Here is a 14607-nt window from a genome sequence, read left to right as displayed (position 1 = left end):
TCGGCCCCTGTCCGGAACCGCTTTCAGGGCCGGGTCATGCGCAGGACGTCGAGGGCCTCGTCGAGCTGCTCCAGGGTGAGCGCGCCGCGCTCCACGTAGCCGGACTCCAGGACGACCTCCCTGATCGTCTTCCGTTCGGCGAGGGCCTTCTTCGCCACCTTGGCGGCCTCCTCGTAGCCGATGTACCGGTTCAGCGGGGTCACCACGGAGGGGGAGGACTCGGCGTACTCCCTGGCCCGCTCGGCATTGGCGGTGATCCCGGCCACGGTGCGGTCGGCCAGCAGGCGGCTGCCGTTGCCGAGCAGGCGGACGGATTCGAGGAGGTTGCGGGCCATGACGGGGAGCATCACATTGAGCTCGAAGTTGCCGGCGGCGCCCGCCACGGCGACCGTCGCGTCGTTCCCCATCACCTGCGCGGCGATCATCAGCACGGCTTCGGGGACGACCGGATTGACCTTCCCGGGCATGATCGAGGACCCGGGCTGGAGATCCGGCAGATTGATTTCGGCCAATCCCGTGCGCGGGCCGGACGCCATCCAGCGCAGGTCGTTGCAGATCTTCGTCAGCGAGACGGCGATCGTACGGAGCATCCCCGAGGTCTCCACCAGCGCGTCCCGGGCCCCCTGGGCCTCGAAGTGGTCGCGGGCCTCGGTCAGCGGCAGCCCGGTGGCGGCGGCCACCTCCGCGATCACGGCCGCCGAGAACCCGGGCGGGGTGTTGATCCCGGTGCCCACGGCCGTCCCGCCGAGCGGCAGTTCGGCCAGCCTCGGCAGCGCCGCGCGCAGCCGCTCGACGCCGTAGCGGACCTGGGCGGCGTACCCGCCGAACTCCTGGCCCAGGGTGACCGGGGTGGCGTCCATCAGGTGCGTGCGCCCGGCCTTGACCACGTCGGCGAACTCGGCGGACTTGCGCTCCAGGGCGGCGGCGAGGTGCTCCAGGGCCGGGATCAGCTCGTGCGTGACGGCGGCGGTGGCGGCGATGTGGATGGAGGACGGGAAGACGTCGTTGGAGCTCTGCGAGGCGTTGACGTGGTCGTTGGGGTGGACGTCGCGCCCGAGCCGCTCGGTGGCGAGGGTGGCGATCACCTCGTTGGTGTTCATGTTGGACGAGGTCCCCGAGCCGGTCTGGAAGACGTCGACGGGGAAGTGCTCGTCCCAACGGCCCTCGGCGACCTCGGCGGCGGCGGACCGGATCGCCTCCGCGACCTCCTCGCCCACCACCCCCAGCCGGGCGTTCACCAGGGCGGCGGCCGCCTTGATGCGGGCCAGGGCCTGGATGTGGGCGCGCTCCAGACGCTGTCCGGAGAGCGGGAAGTTCTCCACGGCGCGCTGGGTCTGGGCGCGCCATTTCGCATGCGCGGGCACCCGTACCTCGCCCATCGAGTCGTGCTCGGTGCGGAACTCCTGCGGCTGCTGATCGTCAGTCATCTTCGTAGCCTCCTCAAAAACTTGAGCAATTGTCTTGTTCGGACTGTTCCCATCTCCCCTACCGGCCAGTAAATACCGGGGGTAACACCGATATCGGGGAGGCGTTCATGGCACGTGCGCGTACGAAGCCCAGGCTCAGATCTACCTTCGCCGTGGTCGTGGCGGTCGCGGCCGCCCTCGGGGGTGCCACCGCCGTCACCCCCATGGCGCAGGCGGCCCCCGCCGCGGTCGGCTCGATCACACCGCTCTCGCCGGAACTTGAGGCCATCCGGGCCGCCGAGGCCACCAGGATCTACGGCGACCCGGCGATCCGCCCGCTCGCCGAGCGCAAGACCGGCCTGATCTCGCTCGGCGACAGCGAGATCTCGGGCGAGGGCGTCGGCAACTACGACCCCGCCACCAACACCGCGTCCAACCAGTGCCACCGCTCGCCCGACGCGGCGATCCACCGCACCGGCATCCCCGCCGACCTGACCTTCAACGTGGCCTGCTCCGGCGGCTACACCGGAAACATCAGGATCGGCGGCAGCAAGCAGTACGCCGACGAGCTGGTGCAGAGCGACAGCCTCGCCGTGAAGGCCCGCAACACGAAGATCAAGATGGTGCTGCTGGTCGCCGGGGCCAACGACGACCTCCAGTTCGGCCCCGTCATGACCGACTGCGTCACCCGCTGGGTGCTCAGCCAGGGCACCTGCGAGCCCAAGTACGGCCCCGGCTGGCAGAGCCGCGTCGACGGCCTCAAGCCCAAGGTCGAGGCCACCGTCGCCGACCTGAAGACCGTCATGCGCGACGCCGGCTACGCCGACTCCGACTACAAGCTCGTCGTCATGGGCTACCCCAGCCCCATCGGCCCCGACTTCAACGACAACCCGAGCTTCCCCGGCAAGCTCCCCGGCGGCTGCGCCGGCTACGACTCCGACGCCAGCTGGGGCCGCAACTACGCGGTGCCCACCTTCGAGAAGGGCATGCGCGAGGCCGCCCGCACCTCCGGCGCCCTCTTCCTGGACAACTCGCGGCTCTTCCACGGCCACGAGGTCTGCATGGAGGACACCTGGGCCCGCGGGCTCTACCTGGACCTCGGCGACCACTTCCCGTGGGACGAGAACACCGCCCGCCAGTCCTTCCACCCCAACTACCGGGGCCACGGCGCCTTCGCGTCCTGCCTGACCCAGCTCTACGACTCCGGCCTGCGCGAAGCCTCCTGCGCCGACCCGGCCAGCACCGGCACCCCCGTCCTCCAGGCCGGCGCCTGGGACGACCTGTACAAGCCCCTGAAGAACGCGGCGACCGGCACCTGCCTCGACACCTTCGGCGGCTCCAGCGCCAACGAGACCAAGGTCGTGGGCTGGGACTGCCACGGCGGGCGCAACCAGGGCTGGTGGTACGACACCGCCCGCAAGTCCGTCCACGTCGAACTCACCCACGACCGCTGCCTGGACGCCCCCGGCGCCGCCTACGGGGCCGGCACCGCCCTGATCATCTGGAACTGCCACGGCGGCGCCAACCAGCAGTTCGTCCGTGACGGAGCCACCCTGCGGCCCGCCGCCGCGCCCGGCATGTGCCTGACGCTCTCCGCGGCGAAGGACCCGCTGCGCCTCCAGCCCTGCAACGGCGCGGCGAACCAGCGCTTCGTGTAACCCCCGCCCCCGCCCCTACGACCCCCCACACCCGGCCGGCGCACCCCGGCCGGGTGTCTCCATGAGCGGGTGCCCGCGGTGTCACATGTCGTGCAGCAGCTTGCGCACGTCACGCGGCCGGTTGGTGATGATCGTGTCCACCCCGAGCCGTACGCACAGCTCCACGTCCTCGGGCTCGTCCACGGTCCACACCCGCACCCGGAGCCCCTTCGCCTTCAGCCGCCCCACCAGGGCCGGATCCCGGCGTACGAGCTCGATCCCCGGGCCCGCGTGGGTCGCGAACGGGGGCCGGACCGGCCGCAGCCGCCGCTCCATCAGGTACACGGCGGGCAGCCCCGGCGCGAGCCGGTGCATCCGGGTCAGGGCGGTCCGGGAGAAGCTCATCACCTCGACGAGGCCCGAGCCGCCGTCGGCCAGCCCGTACTCCCGCAGCGTGCGCACCAGCTCCGCCTCCAGCCGGCCCCCGGCGCGGGTCGGGTGCTTGGTCTCCACCGCCAGCCCGACCGGCCGCCCCGCGCCCAGCGCCAGCTTCAGCAGCTCCTCGAAGAGCAGCACCCGGGCCCCGCCGTGCGCGGCCCCCTTCCACGCCCCGAAGTCGAGTGCGGCCAGCTCCGCGTAGGTCATGGCGGAGACCACCCCGCGCCCGTCGGAGGTCCGCTCGACGCGCCGGTCGTGCACGCAGACCAGCTGGTGGTCGGCGGTGAGGCGCACGTCGCACTCCAGCGCGTCGGCCCCGTCGGCGACGGCCTGCCGGTAGGCCTCGATGGTGTGCTCGGGGTGCTCGTACGAGGCCCCGCGGTGCGCGACCACCCGGATCTCGGGGGCGCTGCGGAGGGAGGACGTCAAGGTCATGCGGAAATCCTCGCAAACCCGCGTGAACGACCGGCCCCGCCCCCGTGTCCCGGACGTTAACCGGCAGCCGCCCGGGCTACGGCTACGCCTTCGGGAGCGGGGGCAGCGGGGCCGGGACGACCTTGAAGCCGCCCTTCGTGACCTCCGTGAAGGGGGCCGGGGCCATGCAGGTGCCCGCGGACGGCTTGGCGACGCTGCCGTCGGGGTCCAGGTTCGGCGGGTCGATGTTGGCGACGCCCCAGGAGAAGCCCAGCCGGTCCGGCTCGCCGCGGACGCCGTCCTGGACGCTGATCCCGATCCGCCTGCCCACGTCGCCCACCGTCGACTTGGTGACCACGGCCGTCACCGTGGCGGTCCTGCCGCCGGTGACCAGGCAGTCCACCTCGGCCTCCGAGGTGCCCGTCACCTGGTACTCGGGCGAGTAGTGGTAGACGGTCACCTTGCCCCGGGCGTCCGTCGGGGACCCGTCCTTGCCCTCCTTGCCCGGGAACGGCCGGGTGAAGGGGGCCGCCACGGCCTCGACCGTGAAGCGGATGTCGTCACGGGGGGAGTAGGCGTACAGGACCGAGGCGCCCCCGTGGACGGCGGCGGGCCTGGCCGGCGCGGCCGGGGCCGCCGGGGCGGGGGCCGCGCCGATCAGGGTGGCGAACAGGGCGCCGGCGGCGACGGAACCGGCGAGGACGCGGGTACGGGTACGGGTCTTCATCGTGAACTCCCTTGGAGGGCGGGCCGTTTCAGGTACGGCTCCAGCCTCGCCGCCGGGCGTCCGGTGATCCATCTGCCGTTCGGCACAAACGCCCGAGGGGCCCTCCGCCGTTCGGCAGAGGGCCCCTCGGGGGGAGCGGGCGGGGCTACAGGCCCGGGCCGCGGACCGGGATGTGGGTGAACGTCGGCTCCGGGGCCGGGTTCTGGAAGAAGTCGTTGCCCTTGTCGTCCACGACGATGAAGGCCGGGAAGTCCTCGACCTCGATCTTCCAGACCGCCTCCATGCCGAGCTCCTCGTACTCCAGGACCTCGACCTTCTTGATGCAGTCCTGCGCGAGGCGCGCCGCGGGGCCGCCGATCGAGCCGAGGTAGAAGCCGCCGTGCGCGCCGCACGCGTCCGTCACCTGCTGCGAGCGGTTGCCCTTGGCCAGCATGACCTTGGAGCCGCCCGCCGCCTGGAACTGCTCGACGTAGGAGTCCATGCGGCCGGCCGTGGTCGGGCCGAAGGAGCCGGAGGCGTAGCCCTCGGGGGTCTTCGCGGGGCCCGCGTAGTAGACCGGGTGGTCCTTGAGGTACTGCGGCATGCCCTCGCCCGCGTCGAGCCGCTCCTTGATCTTGGCGTGCGCGATGTCGCGCGCCACGACCAGCGGTCCGGTCAGGCTGAGGCGGGTCTTGACCGGGTGCTCGGTGAGGGTGGCGAGGATGGTCTCCATCGGCTGGTTGAGGTCGATCGAGACCACGTCCGCCGACTCGCTCAGGTGCTCGTCCGTGGTCTCCGGCAGGAAGCGCGCCGGGTCCCGCTCCAGCTGCTCCAGGAAGACGCCCTCGGCGGTGATCTTCGCGGTGGCCTGGCGGTCCGCCGAGCAGGACACGGCGATGGCGATGGGGAGCGAGGCGCCGTGGCGCGGCAGGCGCACCACGCGCACGTCGTGGCAGAAGTACTTGCCGCCGAACTGCGCGCCGATGCCGATCTTCTGGGTCAGCTCGAAGACCTGCTGCTCCAGCGCCTCGTCGCGGAAGCCGTGGCCCAGGGGGGAGCCCTCGGTGGGGAGCTCGTCCAGGTAGTGCGCCGAGGCGTACTTGGCCGTCTTGAGGGCGTGCTCGGCCGAGGTGCCGCCGACCACGATCGCCAGGTGGTACGGCGGGCAGGCGGCCGTGCCCAGCGAGCGGATCTTCTCCTCCAGGAACTTCATCATGGAGGCCTCGTTGAGGACCGCCTTCGTCTCCTGGTAGAGGAAGGACTTGTTGGCCGAGCCGCCGCCCTTGGCCATGAAGAGGAACTTGTACGCGCCGCCGTCGGTCGCGTACAGCTCGATCTGCGCGGGCAGGTTCGAGCCGGTGTTCTTCTCCTCCCACATGGTGATCGGCGCCATCTGCGAGTAGCGCAGGTTCAGGCGGGTGTAGGCGTCGTAGATGCCGCGCGAGAGGGCCGCCTCGTCGCCGCCCTCGGTGAGGACGTTCTGGCCGCGCTTGCCCATGACGATCGCGGTGCCCGTGTCCTGGCACATCGGCAGGACGCCGGCCGCGGCGATGTTCGCGTTCTTCAGCAGGTCGAGCGCGACGAACTTGTCGTTCGAGGAGGCCTCGGGGTCGTCGATGATGCGGCGCAGCTGCGCGAGGTGCGCCGGGCGCAGGAAGTGCTGGATGTCGTGGATGGCCTCTTCGGCCAGCTTGCGCAGCGCCTCGGGCTCGACCTTGAGGAACGTACGGCCGTCGGCCTCGACGGTGGACACGCCCTCGGCTGTCACCAGCCGGTAGGGGGTGGTGTCCTCGCCCAGGGGCAGCAGGTCGGTGTACGCGAACTCCGGCATTGGGGGCATTCCTCACTCGGCAGACAGCGCTGACGACCGATTTGGCAGCGCGGTTGTCCAGCGTAGGACCTCGTGCGCGGGCTTTGTCTGTGAGGTAAGGCTCACTCGCCGCCTACGGGGGAGTATCGCGATCTATCGTGTCTCGCTATGCTGGCTCCCGTGGACCTGGAAAAGCACCCCGCAGCCCCCGCGGCAGCCGCCGCCCCCGCACCCGCCGAGCTGCGCGCCTCCGACGCCGACCGGGACCGGATCGCGCAGATCCTCTCCGACGCCCTCGCCGAGGGCCGGCTCACCGCCGAGGAGCACTCCGAGCGGCTGGACTCCCTCTACGCCCTCAAGACGGTCGGGGAGCTCGACACGCTCGTGCGCGACCTCCCGGCCGCCCCCGGCGCCCCCGCCCCCTCCCCGGCGGCCCAGGCCCCCGTGGGGGCCTCCGCGGGCCCCGAGGAGACCGTCGTCGCCGTGTGCAGCAGCTCCGCCCGCAGGGGCCGCTGGCGCCCGGGGCCGCGGACCCGCGCGGTGTCGGTCATGGGCGACATCACCATCGACCTCACCGAGGCCGTCTTCGAGCAGCAGGTCACCGAGATCAACGTGACCTGCGTCCTGGGCAACGTCGAGGTGCTCGTACCCGAGAACGTCACCCTGCGCGGCTACGGCAGCGGCGTCCTCGGCAACTTCGAGGTGCGCGGCGAGGGCGGCGCGACCGACCCGCAGGCGCCCGTCGTGATCGTCCGCGGCTTCGCCCTGCTCGGCAACATCGAGGCCCGGCCCAAGCTCGGGGCCCGTCTGGTCGACCTGGCGCTCAAGCTCCGCAAGCGGCTGGAGGGCTGAGCGCGGGCGGTGCGCGGGCCGTCACCGGACGGGGTGCACGTCCGCCTCGTGCGTACGTCGGATTTCGGTCGAACCTCCCGCCACCGGCGGCACACGGTGCATAGGGGCACGTACAGCGGGTAGAGACCGGTGCATCGTGTCTCGCTCGCGTATCCGTCGTCAGGAGTAGACCGTGCCGCATCCGCCGCATCAGTCCCTGCAGGCAGCCGCCGTCCAGACCCTTCAGACGCGCCCGGCCGCCGTGCCCAAGCCGCGGACGCCGGCCAGGGAAGAGGACGGCCCATGGCATGCCGAGGCGGTGTGCCGCAGGGACGAGGCGGGGCTCTTCTTCGCACCGTCCAAGGAGCCCACCGCGGCCCGGCTCGCCCGCGAGGAGGCCGCCAAGCGGGTCTGCGCGCGCTGCCCGGTGATGGTCGCCTGCCGGGAGCACGCCCTGCTCCAGCCCGAGCCCTACGGGGTCTGGGGCGGCCTCACCGCCGCCGAGCGGCGCGTGGTCCTGGGCCGCAGGCGGCGCAGGGCCGCCGAACTGCTTCCCGGCGCGGGTGCGCCCGGCCCGATCGCAGCGGCGGGCTGAGCGGCCCGCCCGGGCAGCGCCCGCGGACGCGCCGGAGGGGCGGTCCCCCGCACGGGGCCGCCCCTCTCGTCGTACCCGGCCGTGCCGTCTCCGGCCCGCCCGGTGCTGCCCCGCTCCTACTGGGCGCGGTCGAAGTCGATCGCGCTGTACGCGCGCAGCTTCGACAGGCGGTGCGTGGAGTCGATCTGCCGGATGGTGCCCGACTTCGACCGCATGACCAGCGAGGACGTGGTCGCGGTCTCGGCGCGGTAGTGGACGCCGCGCAGCAGCTCGCCGTCCGTGATGCCGGTGGCGACGAAGAAGACGTTCTCGCCGGACACCAGGTCGTTCGTGCTCAGGACGCGGTCCAGGTCGTGGCCGGCGTCCAGCGCGCGCTGGCGCTCGGCGTCGTCCTTCGGCCACAGCTTGCCCTGGATCGTGCCGCCGAGGCACTTTATGGCGCAGGCCGAGATGATGCCCTCGGGCGTGCCGCCGATGCCCAGGAGCAGGTCGACGCCGGTGCCCTCGCGCACCGCCATGACCGAGCCCGCGACGTCGCCGTCCGAGATGAACTTGATGCGGGCGCCCGTCTCGCGGATCTCCTTGACGATGCCCTCGTGACGGGGGCGGTCCAGGATGACGACGGTGACGTCCTCGACGGCCATGCTCTTGGCCTTGGCGACGCGGCGGATGTTCACCGAGACCGGCGCGTTGATGTCGACGAAGTCGGCGGCCTCGGGGCCGGTGACCAGCTTCTCCATGTAGAACACGGCGGACGGGTCGAACATGGTCCCGCGGTCGGCGGCGGCCAGCACCGCGATGGCGTTGGGCATGCCCTTGGCGTTCAGGGTGGTGCCGTCGATCGGGTCGACGGCGATGTCGACCTCGGCGCCGGTGCCGTCGCCGACCCGCTCGCCGTTGAAGAGCATCGGGGCTTCGTCCTTCTCGCCCTCGCCGATGACGACGACGCCGTTCATCGAGACGGTGGAGATCAGGGTGCGCATGGCGTTGACCGCGGCGCCGTCCGCGCCGAGCTTGTCACCACGGCCGACCCACCGGCCCGCGGCGAGTGCGGCGGCCTCGGTGACCCGGACGAGTTCCAGGGCGAGGTTGCGGTCGGGGGCTTCGGGAGAGACTTCGAGCTGGGGCGGCAGGTTGTGCTCGGTCATCGGAGCGCACCTTTCTGTACGACGACGGCCGGGATGTGAGGGTGCTGGAACTCTATCGGTACGTCGACATATTGAGCAGAGCGGGTCACGTATGAGCGGAATATCGGTCAGGCGATTGGCCTGAGCGGACATCTTGCGGCTCCCGGAGCCCGTACGGCGTCCACGACACGGCCGCCACGCCCACCCCCCGGCGGTGATCGCCCGCCGGTGATGCGGGACGATGGGTGGCGTGGCAGGTATGAAGGGCAAGCAGACGGTCTGGGACATGGTCCGGTCGCTGGCGGTGATCGGCGTCGTGGTGGCGGGGATCTACCTCTTCGTCCCCCATGACGAGGACGCCGACCCGACCCGTACGGTCGACTACCGCGTGGAGGCCCTCACGGCCCGGCGCGCGGCGCCGTACCCGGTGGCGGCCCCCGTGGGGCTCCCCGAGCAGTGGCGGGCGACCTCGGTGACCTACGAGCGCAAGAACGCGAGCGCCTGGCACCTGGGCTTCCAGGACCCGGACAAGCAGTACGTGTCGGTGGAGCAGTCCACCGACACCTCCGACAAGTACCTCACCAGGGTCACCCAGAAGGCGCACGCCGACGGGCAGACCCAGCGGGTCGGCGACCAGGTGTGGGAGCGCTGGGACGGCGAGAAGTACGACGCGCTGGTGCGCCGGGAGCAGGGCTACGTCACGGTGGTGACCGGGACGGCCTCCTTCGAGCAGCTCGGCGTGATGGCCGCGGCGCTGGAGTTCAAGCAGGGGCCGCAGACCCCGTAGGTCCCGACTGTCCGCACATGCGTACGCGAAGAGGCCGCCCTCCCCGGGGTTCCGGGGCGGGCGGCCTCTTCGTGTGTGCGCGGGGCTCAGACCGTGGTGACGACCTGGTCGAAGTCCAGGCGCGGGGAGCGCGGGAACCAGGCGTTCTCGCCCGGCTTGCCGATGTTGATCACCATCAGCGGGGTGTGGTCGCCGTCCAGGAACTCCTTCTGGAGGCCGGCGAAGTCCAGACCGGTCATCGGGCCCGCGGCCAGGCCGGCGGCGCGGACGCCGACGATGAAGTACGCGGCCTGGAGGGAGGCGTTGACCAGGGCGGACTGCTCGCGGACCGGGCGCTCGGAGAAGAAGGCGTCCTTGGCCTGCGGGAAGTGCGGCAGCAGCTGGGGGAGCTCCTCGTGGAACTCGTTGTCCGCGGAGAGGATCGCGACCAGCGGGGCGGCGGCGGTCTTGGCCTGGTTGCCCTCGGCCATGTGCTTCACGAGGCGCTCGCGGGCCTCGGGGGAGCGGACCAGGGTGATGCGCAGCGGGGTCTGGTTGAAGGCGGTGGGGCCGTACTTCACCAGGTCGTAGATCGCCTGGACCTGCTCCTCGGTCACCGGCTCGTCGGAGAACGAGTTGGCGGTGCGGGCCTCGCGGAAGAGCAGGTCCTGAGCAGCGGCGTCGAGAACGAGAGACATCGGAAAGCCTTCTTCTGTACGGAGGTGAAGCGCGATGTCTCGAACTCTACGGCGGAAGTAGATGAAATTTCAACTAAAATGGTGGGGGTGGTGACTCGGATCACTCCGGGCGGCCGCCCCCGTCCGCCCCGTCCGCGGCCTCCCGGGCGGCCAGCGCCGAGTCCAGCCGGGCTCGGGCACCCTCCAGCCAGCGACGACACACCGCCGCGAGCTCCTCGCCGCGCTCCCAGAGCGCGAGCGACTCCTCCAGGGAGGTGCCGCCGGCCTCCAGCTTGCGGACCACCTCGACGAGCTCGTCGCGTGCCTGCTCGTACCCCAGCGCCGTATCGGTTTCAGCCATTCCCGGTCCCTCGCATCGTATCGGTGTAGTGGATCTTGTTCATTGCGGGAGTGTGTCGGGTTCAGCCGGCCTGCGGCTCCGGCTCCGGCTCCGGCTCCGTGACGGTGACCGTGAACTCGCCCGCCGCCACCCGGGCGCGCAGCACCTCGCCCGCCGTGACCTCCTCCGGCGCCCGCACCACGTGCCCGTCGGCCCGCTGGAGCACCGCGTACCCGCGCTCCAGGGTGGCCGCCGGGGACAGCGCCACCACCCGGGCGCGGGTGTGCTCCAGCTCCGAGTCGGCCCGGTCCAGCAGGTGCCCCAGCGTGCGCCGGCTGCGCGCCAGCAGCGCCTCCACCTCGGCCTCCCGGGTCTCCACCATCCGCTGCGGGTGGACGAACACGGGCCGGGCGAGCGCGTGCGCGAGGCCCCGCTCCTCCCGGTCGAGCAGCCCGCGCAGGGCGCGCAGCCCCCGGCCCTGGAGCTGGCGCACCCGCTCCAGCTCCTCCCCGACGTCCGGGACCACCTTCTTCGCCGCGTCCGTCGGGGTGGAGGCCCGCAGGTCGGCCACCAGGTCCAGCAGCGGGGAATCCGGTTCGTGCCCGATCGCCGAGACCACCGGGGTCCGGGCGGCCGCGACCGCCCGTACGACCTCCTCGTCGGAGAAGGGCAGCAGGTCCTCCACGCTGCCGCCGCCCCGGGCCACGATGATCACGTCCACATCGGGGCGGGCGTCCAGCTCCTTGACGGCCTGCACCACCTGCGGCACCGCGTGCACCCCCTGCACGGCCACGTTGCGCACCTCGAAGCGGACCGCCGGCCAGCGCCGCCGGGCGTTCTCCAGTACGTCCCGCTCGGCCGCCGAGGCCCGTCCGACGACCAGCCCGATCAGCTGGGGCAGGAACGGCAGCGGCTTCTTGCGGTCCAGGGCGAAGAGGCCCTCGGCGGCCAGCGACCGCTTCAGCCGCTCCAGGCGGGCCAGCAGCTCGCCGATGCCGACCGGGCGGATCTCCGTCACCCGCAGGGACAGCTGGCCGCGCGGGGCGTACCACTCCGGCTTGGCCAGTACGACGACCCGCGCGCCCTCCGTGACCACGTCCGCGACCTCCTCGAAGACCTGGCGGAAGCAGGTGACGCTGACGGAGATGTCGTGCGAGGGGTCGCGCAGGGTCAGGAAGACCACACCGGCGCCCGGCCGCCGGGACAGCTGCGTGATCTGCCCCTCCACCCACACCTGGCCGAGCCGGTCGATCCAGCCGCCGATCAGCCGGGAGACCTGACCGACCGGGAGCGGCGCGTCCGCCGACGTGTTGAGAGCCATGCACGCAGGCTAACCGGCGCGGCTGACAGCGTCTCAGGGACGGGGCCTCAGGGAGGGGGTCCGCCGGAGCCCTCGTCCGCCGGGGCCGGCCGGCCGCGCTGGGCGAACAGCACCCCCAGGCCCACCAGCAGCCACACCGCCCCCACGATCTGCGCCGCCGGGGAGGCCTCGACGATCACCGCGACCGTCACTGCCGCGCCCAGTACCGGCACCACCAGGTGCTTCCACCACACCGGCTCGCCCCCCTGCCGCTTCACCACGAACCAGCCGACCACCGAGGCGTGCAGCAGGGTGAAGGCCACCAGCGCCCCGACGTCCACGACGGAGACCAGGTGGTCGAGCCCGTCGTCGCGGCGGGCCGCCCACACCGCCGCCACCAGCGTCACCGTGGCCGCCACCAGCAGGGCCGCGCGCGGAGTGCCGTCCCAGGTGCGGGACAGGGCGCGCGGCAGCCGCCGCTCCCGGCCCATCGCGAACAGCAGCCGCCCGGCCGCCGCCTGCCCGGCCAGCGCCGCGAAGGCCGCCCCGATGGCCTTGCTGACGGCCACCAGGTCGTGCAGCCAGACCCCGACCGACGCCTCGACGGAGTCGTAGAAGGCCGGGCCCTGCGCCGCCGGGTCGGCCGCCAGCTCCGCCGAGGACACCGGCGTCAGCAGCGCCGCCAGGTAGGTCTGCGCGAGGAACAGCACCCCGGTCAGCGCCAGGCAGAACAGCACCGCCCGGGCCACCCGCGCCGAGCCCCCGGTGACCTCCTCCGCGAAGGAGGCGATGGCGTCGAAGCCCAGGTAGGACAGGACCGCCACCGACACCGCGCCCAGCACCGCCGCCAGGCTGAACCCCAGCGAGCCGTCGCCGGTCAGCGGCGAGAGCCAGCCGCGCCGGGCCCCGTCCTGGACCAGCACGGTCACCGCCGACACCAGGAACACCAGCAGCACCACGATCTCCAGGGCCAGCACCGCGAAGCCCACCCGCGCCGCCGCCCGTACGCCCCACAGGTTCAGCGCGGTGGTGATCACCACCGCCAGCGCCGTCCACACCCACCGGGAGACCGACGGCACCAGTGCGTGCATCGCGATCCCCGAGAACAGGTACGCCACCGCCGGGATCAGCAGGTAGTCCAGCATCGCCATCCACCCGGCGATCAGGCCCGGCCCCTCGCCGAGCCCCTTGCGGGCGTAGGTGAAGACCGATCCGGCCTGCGGGGCCACCCGCACCATCTGGGCGTAGGAGAAGGCCGTGAAGGCCATCGCCACGGTCGCGACGAGGTAGACGAGGGCCACGGCCCCGTGCGACTTCGCGTCGAGGGTGCCGAAGACCCCGACCGGGGCCATGGGGGCGATGAAGAGCAGGCCGTAGACGACCAGGTCCCGGAAGCCAAGACTCCGCCGCAGCGCCGAGGAGGGCGCCGTACTGGAATCCGTAGCGGATGCCATCGTTCCTCCGGGGGATCGCCAGGATGGACGTTCGACCAAGTGTGTGTCGTACGGGGGACGTCCGGCCTGCTGGAGACCCCCGTACGATGGAGCGTATGACTGCTCCCGCCCCCGCTTCCGCATCCCGTCGCGTCCTGCTCGCCGCCCCCCGCGGCTACTGCGCGGGCGTGGACCGAGCCGTGATCGCCGTCGAGAAGGCCCTTGAGCAGTACGGTGCGCCGGTCTACGTCCGGCACGAGATCGTGCACAACAAGTACGTCGTCCAGACGCTGGAGCGGAAGGGCGCCATCTTCGTCGAGCGGACGGAGGAGGTTCCCGAGGGCTCCATCGTGATGTTCTCCGCGCACGGCGTGGCGCCCGTGGTGCACGAGGAGGCGGCGCGCGGCAAGCTCGCGACGATCGACGCGACCTGCCCGCTGGTCACCAAGGTGCACAAGGAAGCCATCCGCTACGCGAACGAGGACTTCGACATCCTCCTCATCGGCCACGAGGGCCACGAGGAGGTCATCGGCACCTCCGGCGAGGCCCCCGACCACATCACGATCGTGGACGGCCCCCACGACGTCGAGAAGGTCACCGTCCGTGACGAGTCGAAGGTCGTCTGGCTCTCCCAGACCACGCTCTCGGTCGACGAGACGATGGAGACCGTCGACGCCCTGAAGACCAAGTTCCCGCTCCTGGTCTCCCCGCCGAGCGACGACATCTGCTACGCCACCTCGAACCGCCAGGCCGCCGTCAAGGTCATGGGCGCCGACTCCGACCTGGTCATCGTCGTCGGGTCGAAGAACTCCTCGAACTCCATCCGGCTCGTCGAGGTCGCCCTCGACGCCGGCGCCCGCGCCGCGTACCTGGTGGACTTCGCCAGCGAGATCGACGAGGCCTGGCTGGAGGGCGTCGGCACGGTCGGCCTGACCTCGGGCGCCTCGGTGCCGGAGGTACTGGTCGAAGAGGTCCTGGAGTGGCTGGCGGCGCGCGGCTACGCGGACGTGGAGATCGTCAAGACGGCCGAGGAGTCGATCGTCTTCTCGCTGCCCAAGGAACTGCGCCGGGACCTGCGTGCGGAAGCCGCCGAACTGGTCGCCGAGAAGTAACTCCTTTCGTACCGT

Annotated in this window: 14 protein-coding genes; 5 read left to right on the top strand and 9 right to left on the bottom strand. The window is 71.9% G+C overall.

Annotation, left to right across the window (positions count from 1 at the left end; genetic code table 11):
* Nucleotides 1-23: 23 nt before the first annotated feature.
* On the bottom strand, nucleotides 24-1427 hold the full coding sequence (locus OOK31_RS12260) for an aspartate ammonia-lyase (RefSeq protein ID WP_267012469.1): 1404 nt from the start codon (nucleotides 1425-1427) through the stop codon (nucleotides 24-26).
* A 107-nt stretch (nucleotides 1428-1534) separates the two neighbouring features.
* On the opposite strand from OOK31_RS12260, the gene OOK31_RS12255 reads away from it, so the two are divergent.
* Nucleotides 1535-3064: a ricin-type beta-trefoil lectin domain protein gene (locus OOK31_RS12255; RefSeq protein WP_267012468.1), complete on the top strand. Its 1530-nt coding sequence runs from the start codon at nucleotides 1535-1537 to the stop codon at nucleotides 3062-3064.
* Between the two features lie 81 nt (nucleotides 3065-3145).
* Here the strand turns inward: OOK31_RS12255 and OOK31_RS12250 are convergent, their stop codons facing one another.
* The 3 genes from OOK31_RS12250 to OOK31_RS12240 form a co-directional block, all read right to left on the bottom strand.
* Nucleotides 3146-3916: a glycerophosphodiester phosphodiesterase gene (locus OOK31_RS12250; RefSeq protein WP_267012467.1), complete on the bottom strand. Its 771-nt coding sequence runs from the start codon at nucleotides 3914-3916 to the stop codon at nucleotides 3146-3148.
* A gap of 82 nt (nucleotides 3917-3998) precedes the next feature.
* Nucleotides 3999-4622, bottom strand: coding sequence for a hypothetical protein (locus OOK31_RS12245; RefSeq protein WP_267012466.1), 624 nt, complete (start codon nucleotides 4620-4622; stop codon nucleotides 3999-4001).
* A 145-nt stretch (nucleotides 4623-4767) separates the two neighbouring features.
* Entirely contained in the window at nucleotides 4768-6432 is a 1665-nt protein-coding gene (locus OOK31_RS12240) for a fumarate hydratase (protein ID WP_267012465.1), read from the bottom strand.
* 159 nt (nucleotides 6433-6591) lie between these two features.
* Between OOK31_RS12240 and OOK31_RS12235 the strand changes: the two genes are divergently transcribed.
* Both OOK31_RS12235 and OOK31_RS12230 read left to right on the top strand, forming a co-directional pair.
* The gene (locus OOK31_RS12235; RefSeq protein WP_267012464.1) at nucleotides 6592-7263 is read left to right on the top strand and encodes a DUF1707 domain-containing protein; all 672 of its coding nucleotides are present in this window, start codon (nucleotides 6592-6594) and stop codon (nucleotides 7261-7263) included.
* Nucleotides 7264-7504: 241 nt separating this feature from the next.
* Nucleotides 7505-7837, top strand: a complete 333-nt coding sequence (locus OOK31_RS12230) for a WhiB family transcriptional regulator (RefSeq protein ID WP_267012862.1) — start codon at nucleotides 7505-7507, stop codon at nucleotides 7835-7837.
* A 116-nt stretch (nucleotides 7838-7953) separates the two neighbouring features.
* On the opposite strand, the gene glpX is transcribed toward OOK31_RS12230, so the two are convergent.
* Nucleotides 7954-8985 carry a class II fructose-bisphosphatase gene (glpX, locus tag OOK31_RS12225; protein WP_267012463.1) on the bottom strand — a complete coding sequence of 344 codons (1032 nt, stop codon included), beginning with the start codon at nucleotides 8983-8985 and terminating at the stop codon, nucleotides 7954-7956.
* Nucleotides 8986-9223: 238 nt separating this feature from the next.
* Here glpX and OOK31_RS12220 point away from each other — a divergent pair, with 238 nt between their 5' ends.
* Nucleotides 9224-9751 (top strand): DUF4245 domain-containing protein, encoded by a 528-nt coding sequence (locus OOK31_RS12220; protein ID WP_267012861.1) that lies wholly within the window; start codon nucleotides 9224-9226, stop codon nucleotides 9749-9751.
* A gap of 86 nt (nucleotides 9752-9837) precedes the next feature.
* Here OOK31_RS12220 and OOK31_RS12215 read toward each other — a convergent pair whose 3' ends face one another.
* The 4 genes from OOK31_RS12215 to OOK31_RS12200 all read right to left on the bottom strand — a co-directional run bounded on the left by OOK31_RS12215 (nucleotide 9838) and on the right by OOK31_RS12200 (nucleotide 13501).
* Nucleotides 9838-10428, bottom strand: coding sequence for a malonic semialdehyde reductase (locus OOK31_RS12215; RefSeq protein WP_267012462.1), 591 nt, complete (start codon nucleotides 10426-10428; stop codon nucleotides 9838-9840).
* A 100-nt stretch (nucleotides 10429-10528) separates the two neighbouring features.
* The gene (locus OOK31_RS12210) at nucleotides 10529-10768 is read right to left on the bottom strand and encodes an exodeoxyribonuclease VII small subunit (protein WP_267012461.1); all 240 of its coding nucleotides are present in this window, start codon (nucleotides 10766-10768) and stop codon (nucleotides 10529-10531) included.
* A gap of 61 nt (nucleotides 10769-10829) precedes the next feature.
* Complete coding sequence (gene xseA / locus OOK31_RS12205) at nucleotides 10830-12068, bottom strand: exodeoxyribonuclease VII large subunit (RefSeq protein ID WP_267012460.1); 1239 nt, start codon at nucleotides 12066-12068, stop codon at nucleotides 10830-10832.
* A 47-nt stretch (nucleotides 12069-12115) separates the two neighbouring features.
* A complete protein-coding gene (locus tag OOK31_RS12200; protein WP_267012459.1) occupies nucleotides 12116-13501 on the bottom strand; it encodes an APC family permease in 1386 nt (461 codons plus the stop codon).
* 86 nt (nucleotides 13502-13587) lie between these two features.
* Between OOK31_RS12200 and OOK31_RS12195 the strand changes: the two genes are divergently transcribed.
* Nucleotides 13588-14592: a 4-hydroxy-3-methylbut-2-enyl diphosphate reductase gene (locus OOK31_RS12195; protein ID WP_267012458.1), complete on the top strand. Its 1005-nt coding sequence runs from the start codon at nucleotides 13588-13590 to the stop codon at nucleotides 14590-14592.
* Nucleotides 14593-14607: the final 15 nt, after the last annotated feature.

This window comes from Streptomyces sp. NBC_00249 (assembly GCF_026342355.1).
Classification (GTDB): domain Bacteria; phylum Actinomycetota; class Actinomycetes; order Streptomycetales; family Streptomycetaceae; genus Streptomyces.
This window is presented reverse-complemented; position numbering and strand designations above follow the sequence as displayed.

Coding starts and splice junctions, on each gene's coding strand:
- xseA (WP_267012460.1), bottom strand. CDS start 12,068: ATGGCTCTCAACACGTCGGCGGACGCGCCGCTCCCGGTCGGTCAGGTC.
- OOK31_RS12250 (WP_267012467.1), bottom strand. CDS start 3,916: ATGACCTTGACGTCCTCCCTCCGCAGCGCCCCCGAGATCCGGGTGGTC.
- OOK31_RS12200 (WP_267012459.1), bottom strand. CDS start 13,501: ATGGCATCCGCTACGGATTCCAGTACGGCGCCCTCCTCGGCGCTGCGG.
- OOK31_RS12215 (WP_267012462.1), bottom strand. CDS start 10,428: ATGTCTCTCGTTCTCGACGCCGCTGCTCAGGACCTGCTCTTCCGCGAG.
- OOK31_RS12260 (WP_267012469.1), bottom strand. CDS start 1,427: ATGACTGACGATCAGCAGCCGCAGGAGTTCCGCACCGAGCACGACTCG.
- OOK31_RS12220 (WP_267012861.1), top strand. CDS start 9,224: ATGAAGGGCAAGCAGACGGTCTGGGACATGGTCCGGTCGCTGGCGGTG.
- OOK31_RS12255 (WP_267012468.1), top strand. CDS start 1,535: ATGGCACGTGCGCGTACGAAGCCCAGGCTCAGATCTACCTTCGCCGTG.
- OOK31_RS12195 (WP_267012458.1), top strand. CDS start 13,588: ATGGAGCGTATGACTGCTCCCGCCCCCGCTTCCGCATCCCGTCGCGTC.
- glpX (WP_267012463.1), bottom strand. CDS start 8,985: ATGACCGAGCACAACCTGCCGCCCCAGCTCGAAGTCTCTCCCGAAGCC.
- OOK31_RS12240 (WP_267012465.1), bottom strand. CDS start 6,432: ATGCCGGAGTTCGCGTACACCGACCTGCTGCCCCTGGGCGAGGACACC.
- OOK31_RS12245 (WP_267012466.1), bottom strand. CDS start 4,622: ATGAAGACCCGTACCCGTACCCGCGTCCTCGCCGGTTCCGTCGCCGCC.
- OOK31_RS12210 (WP_267012461.1), bottom strand. CDS start 10,768: ATGGCTGAAACCGATACGGCGCTGGGGTACGAGCAGGCACGCGACGAG.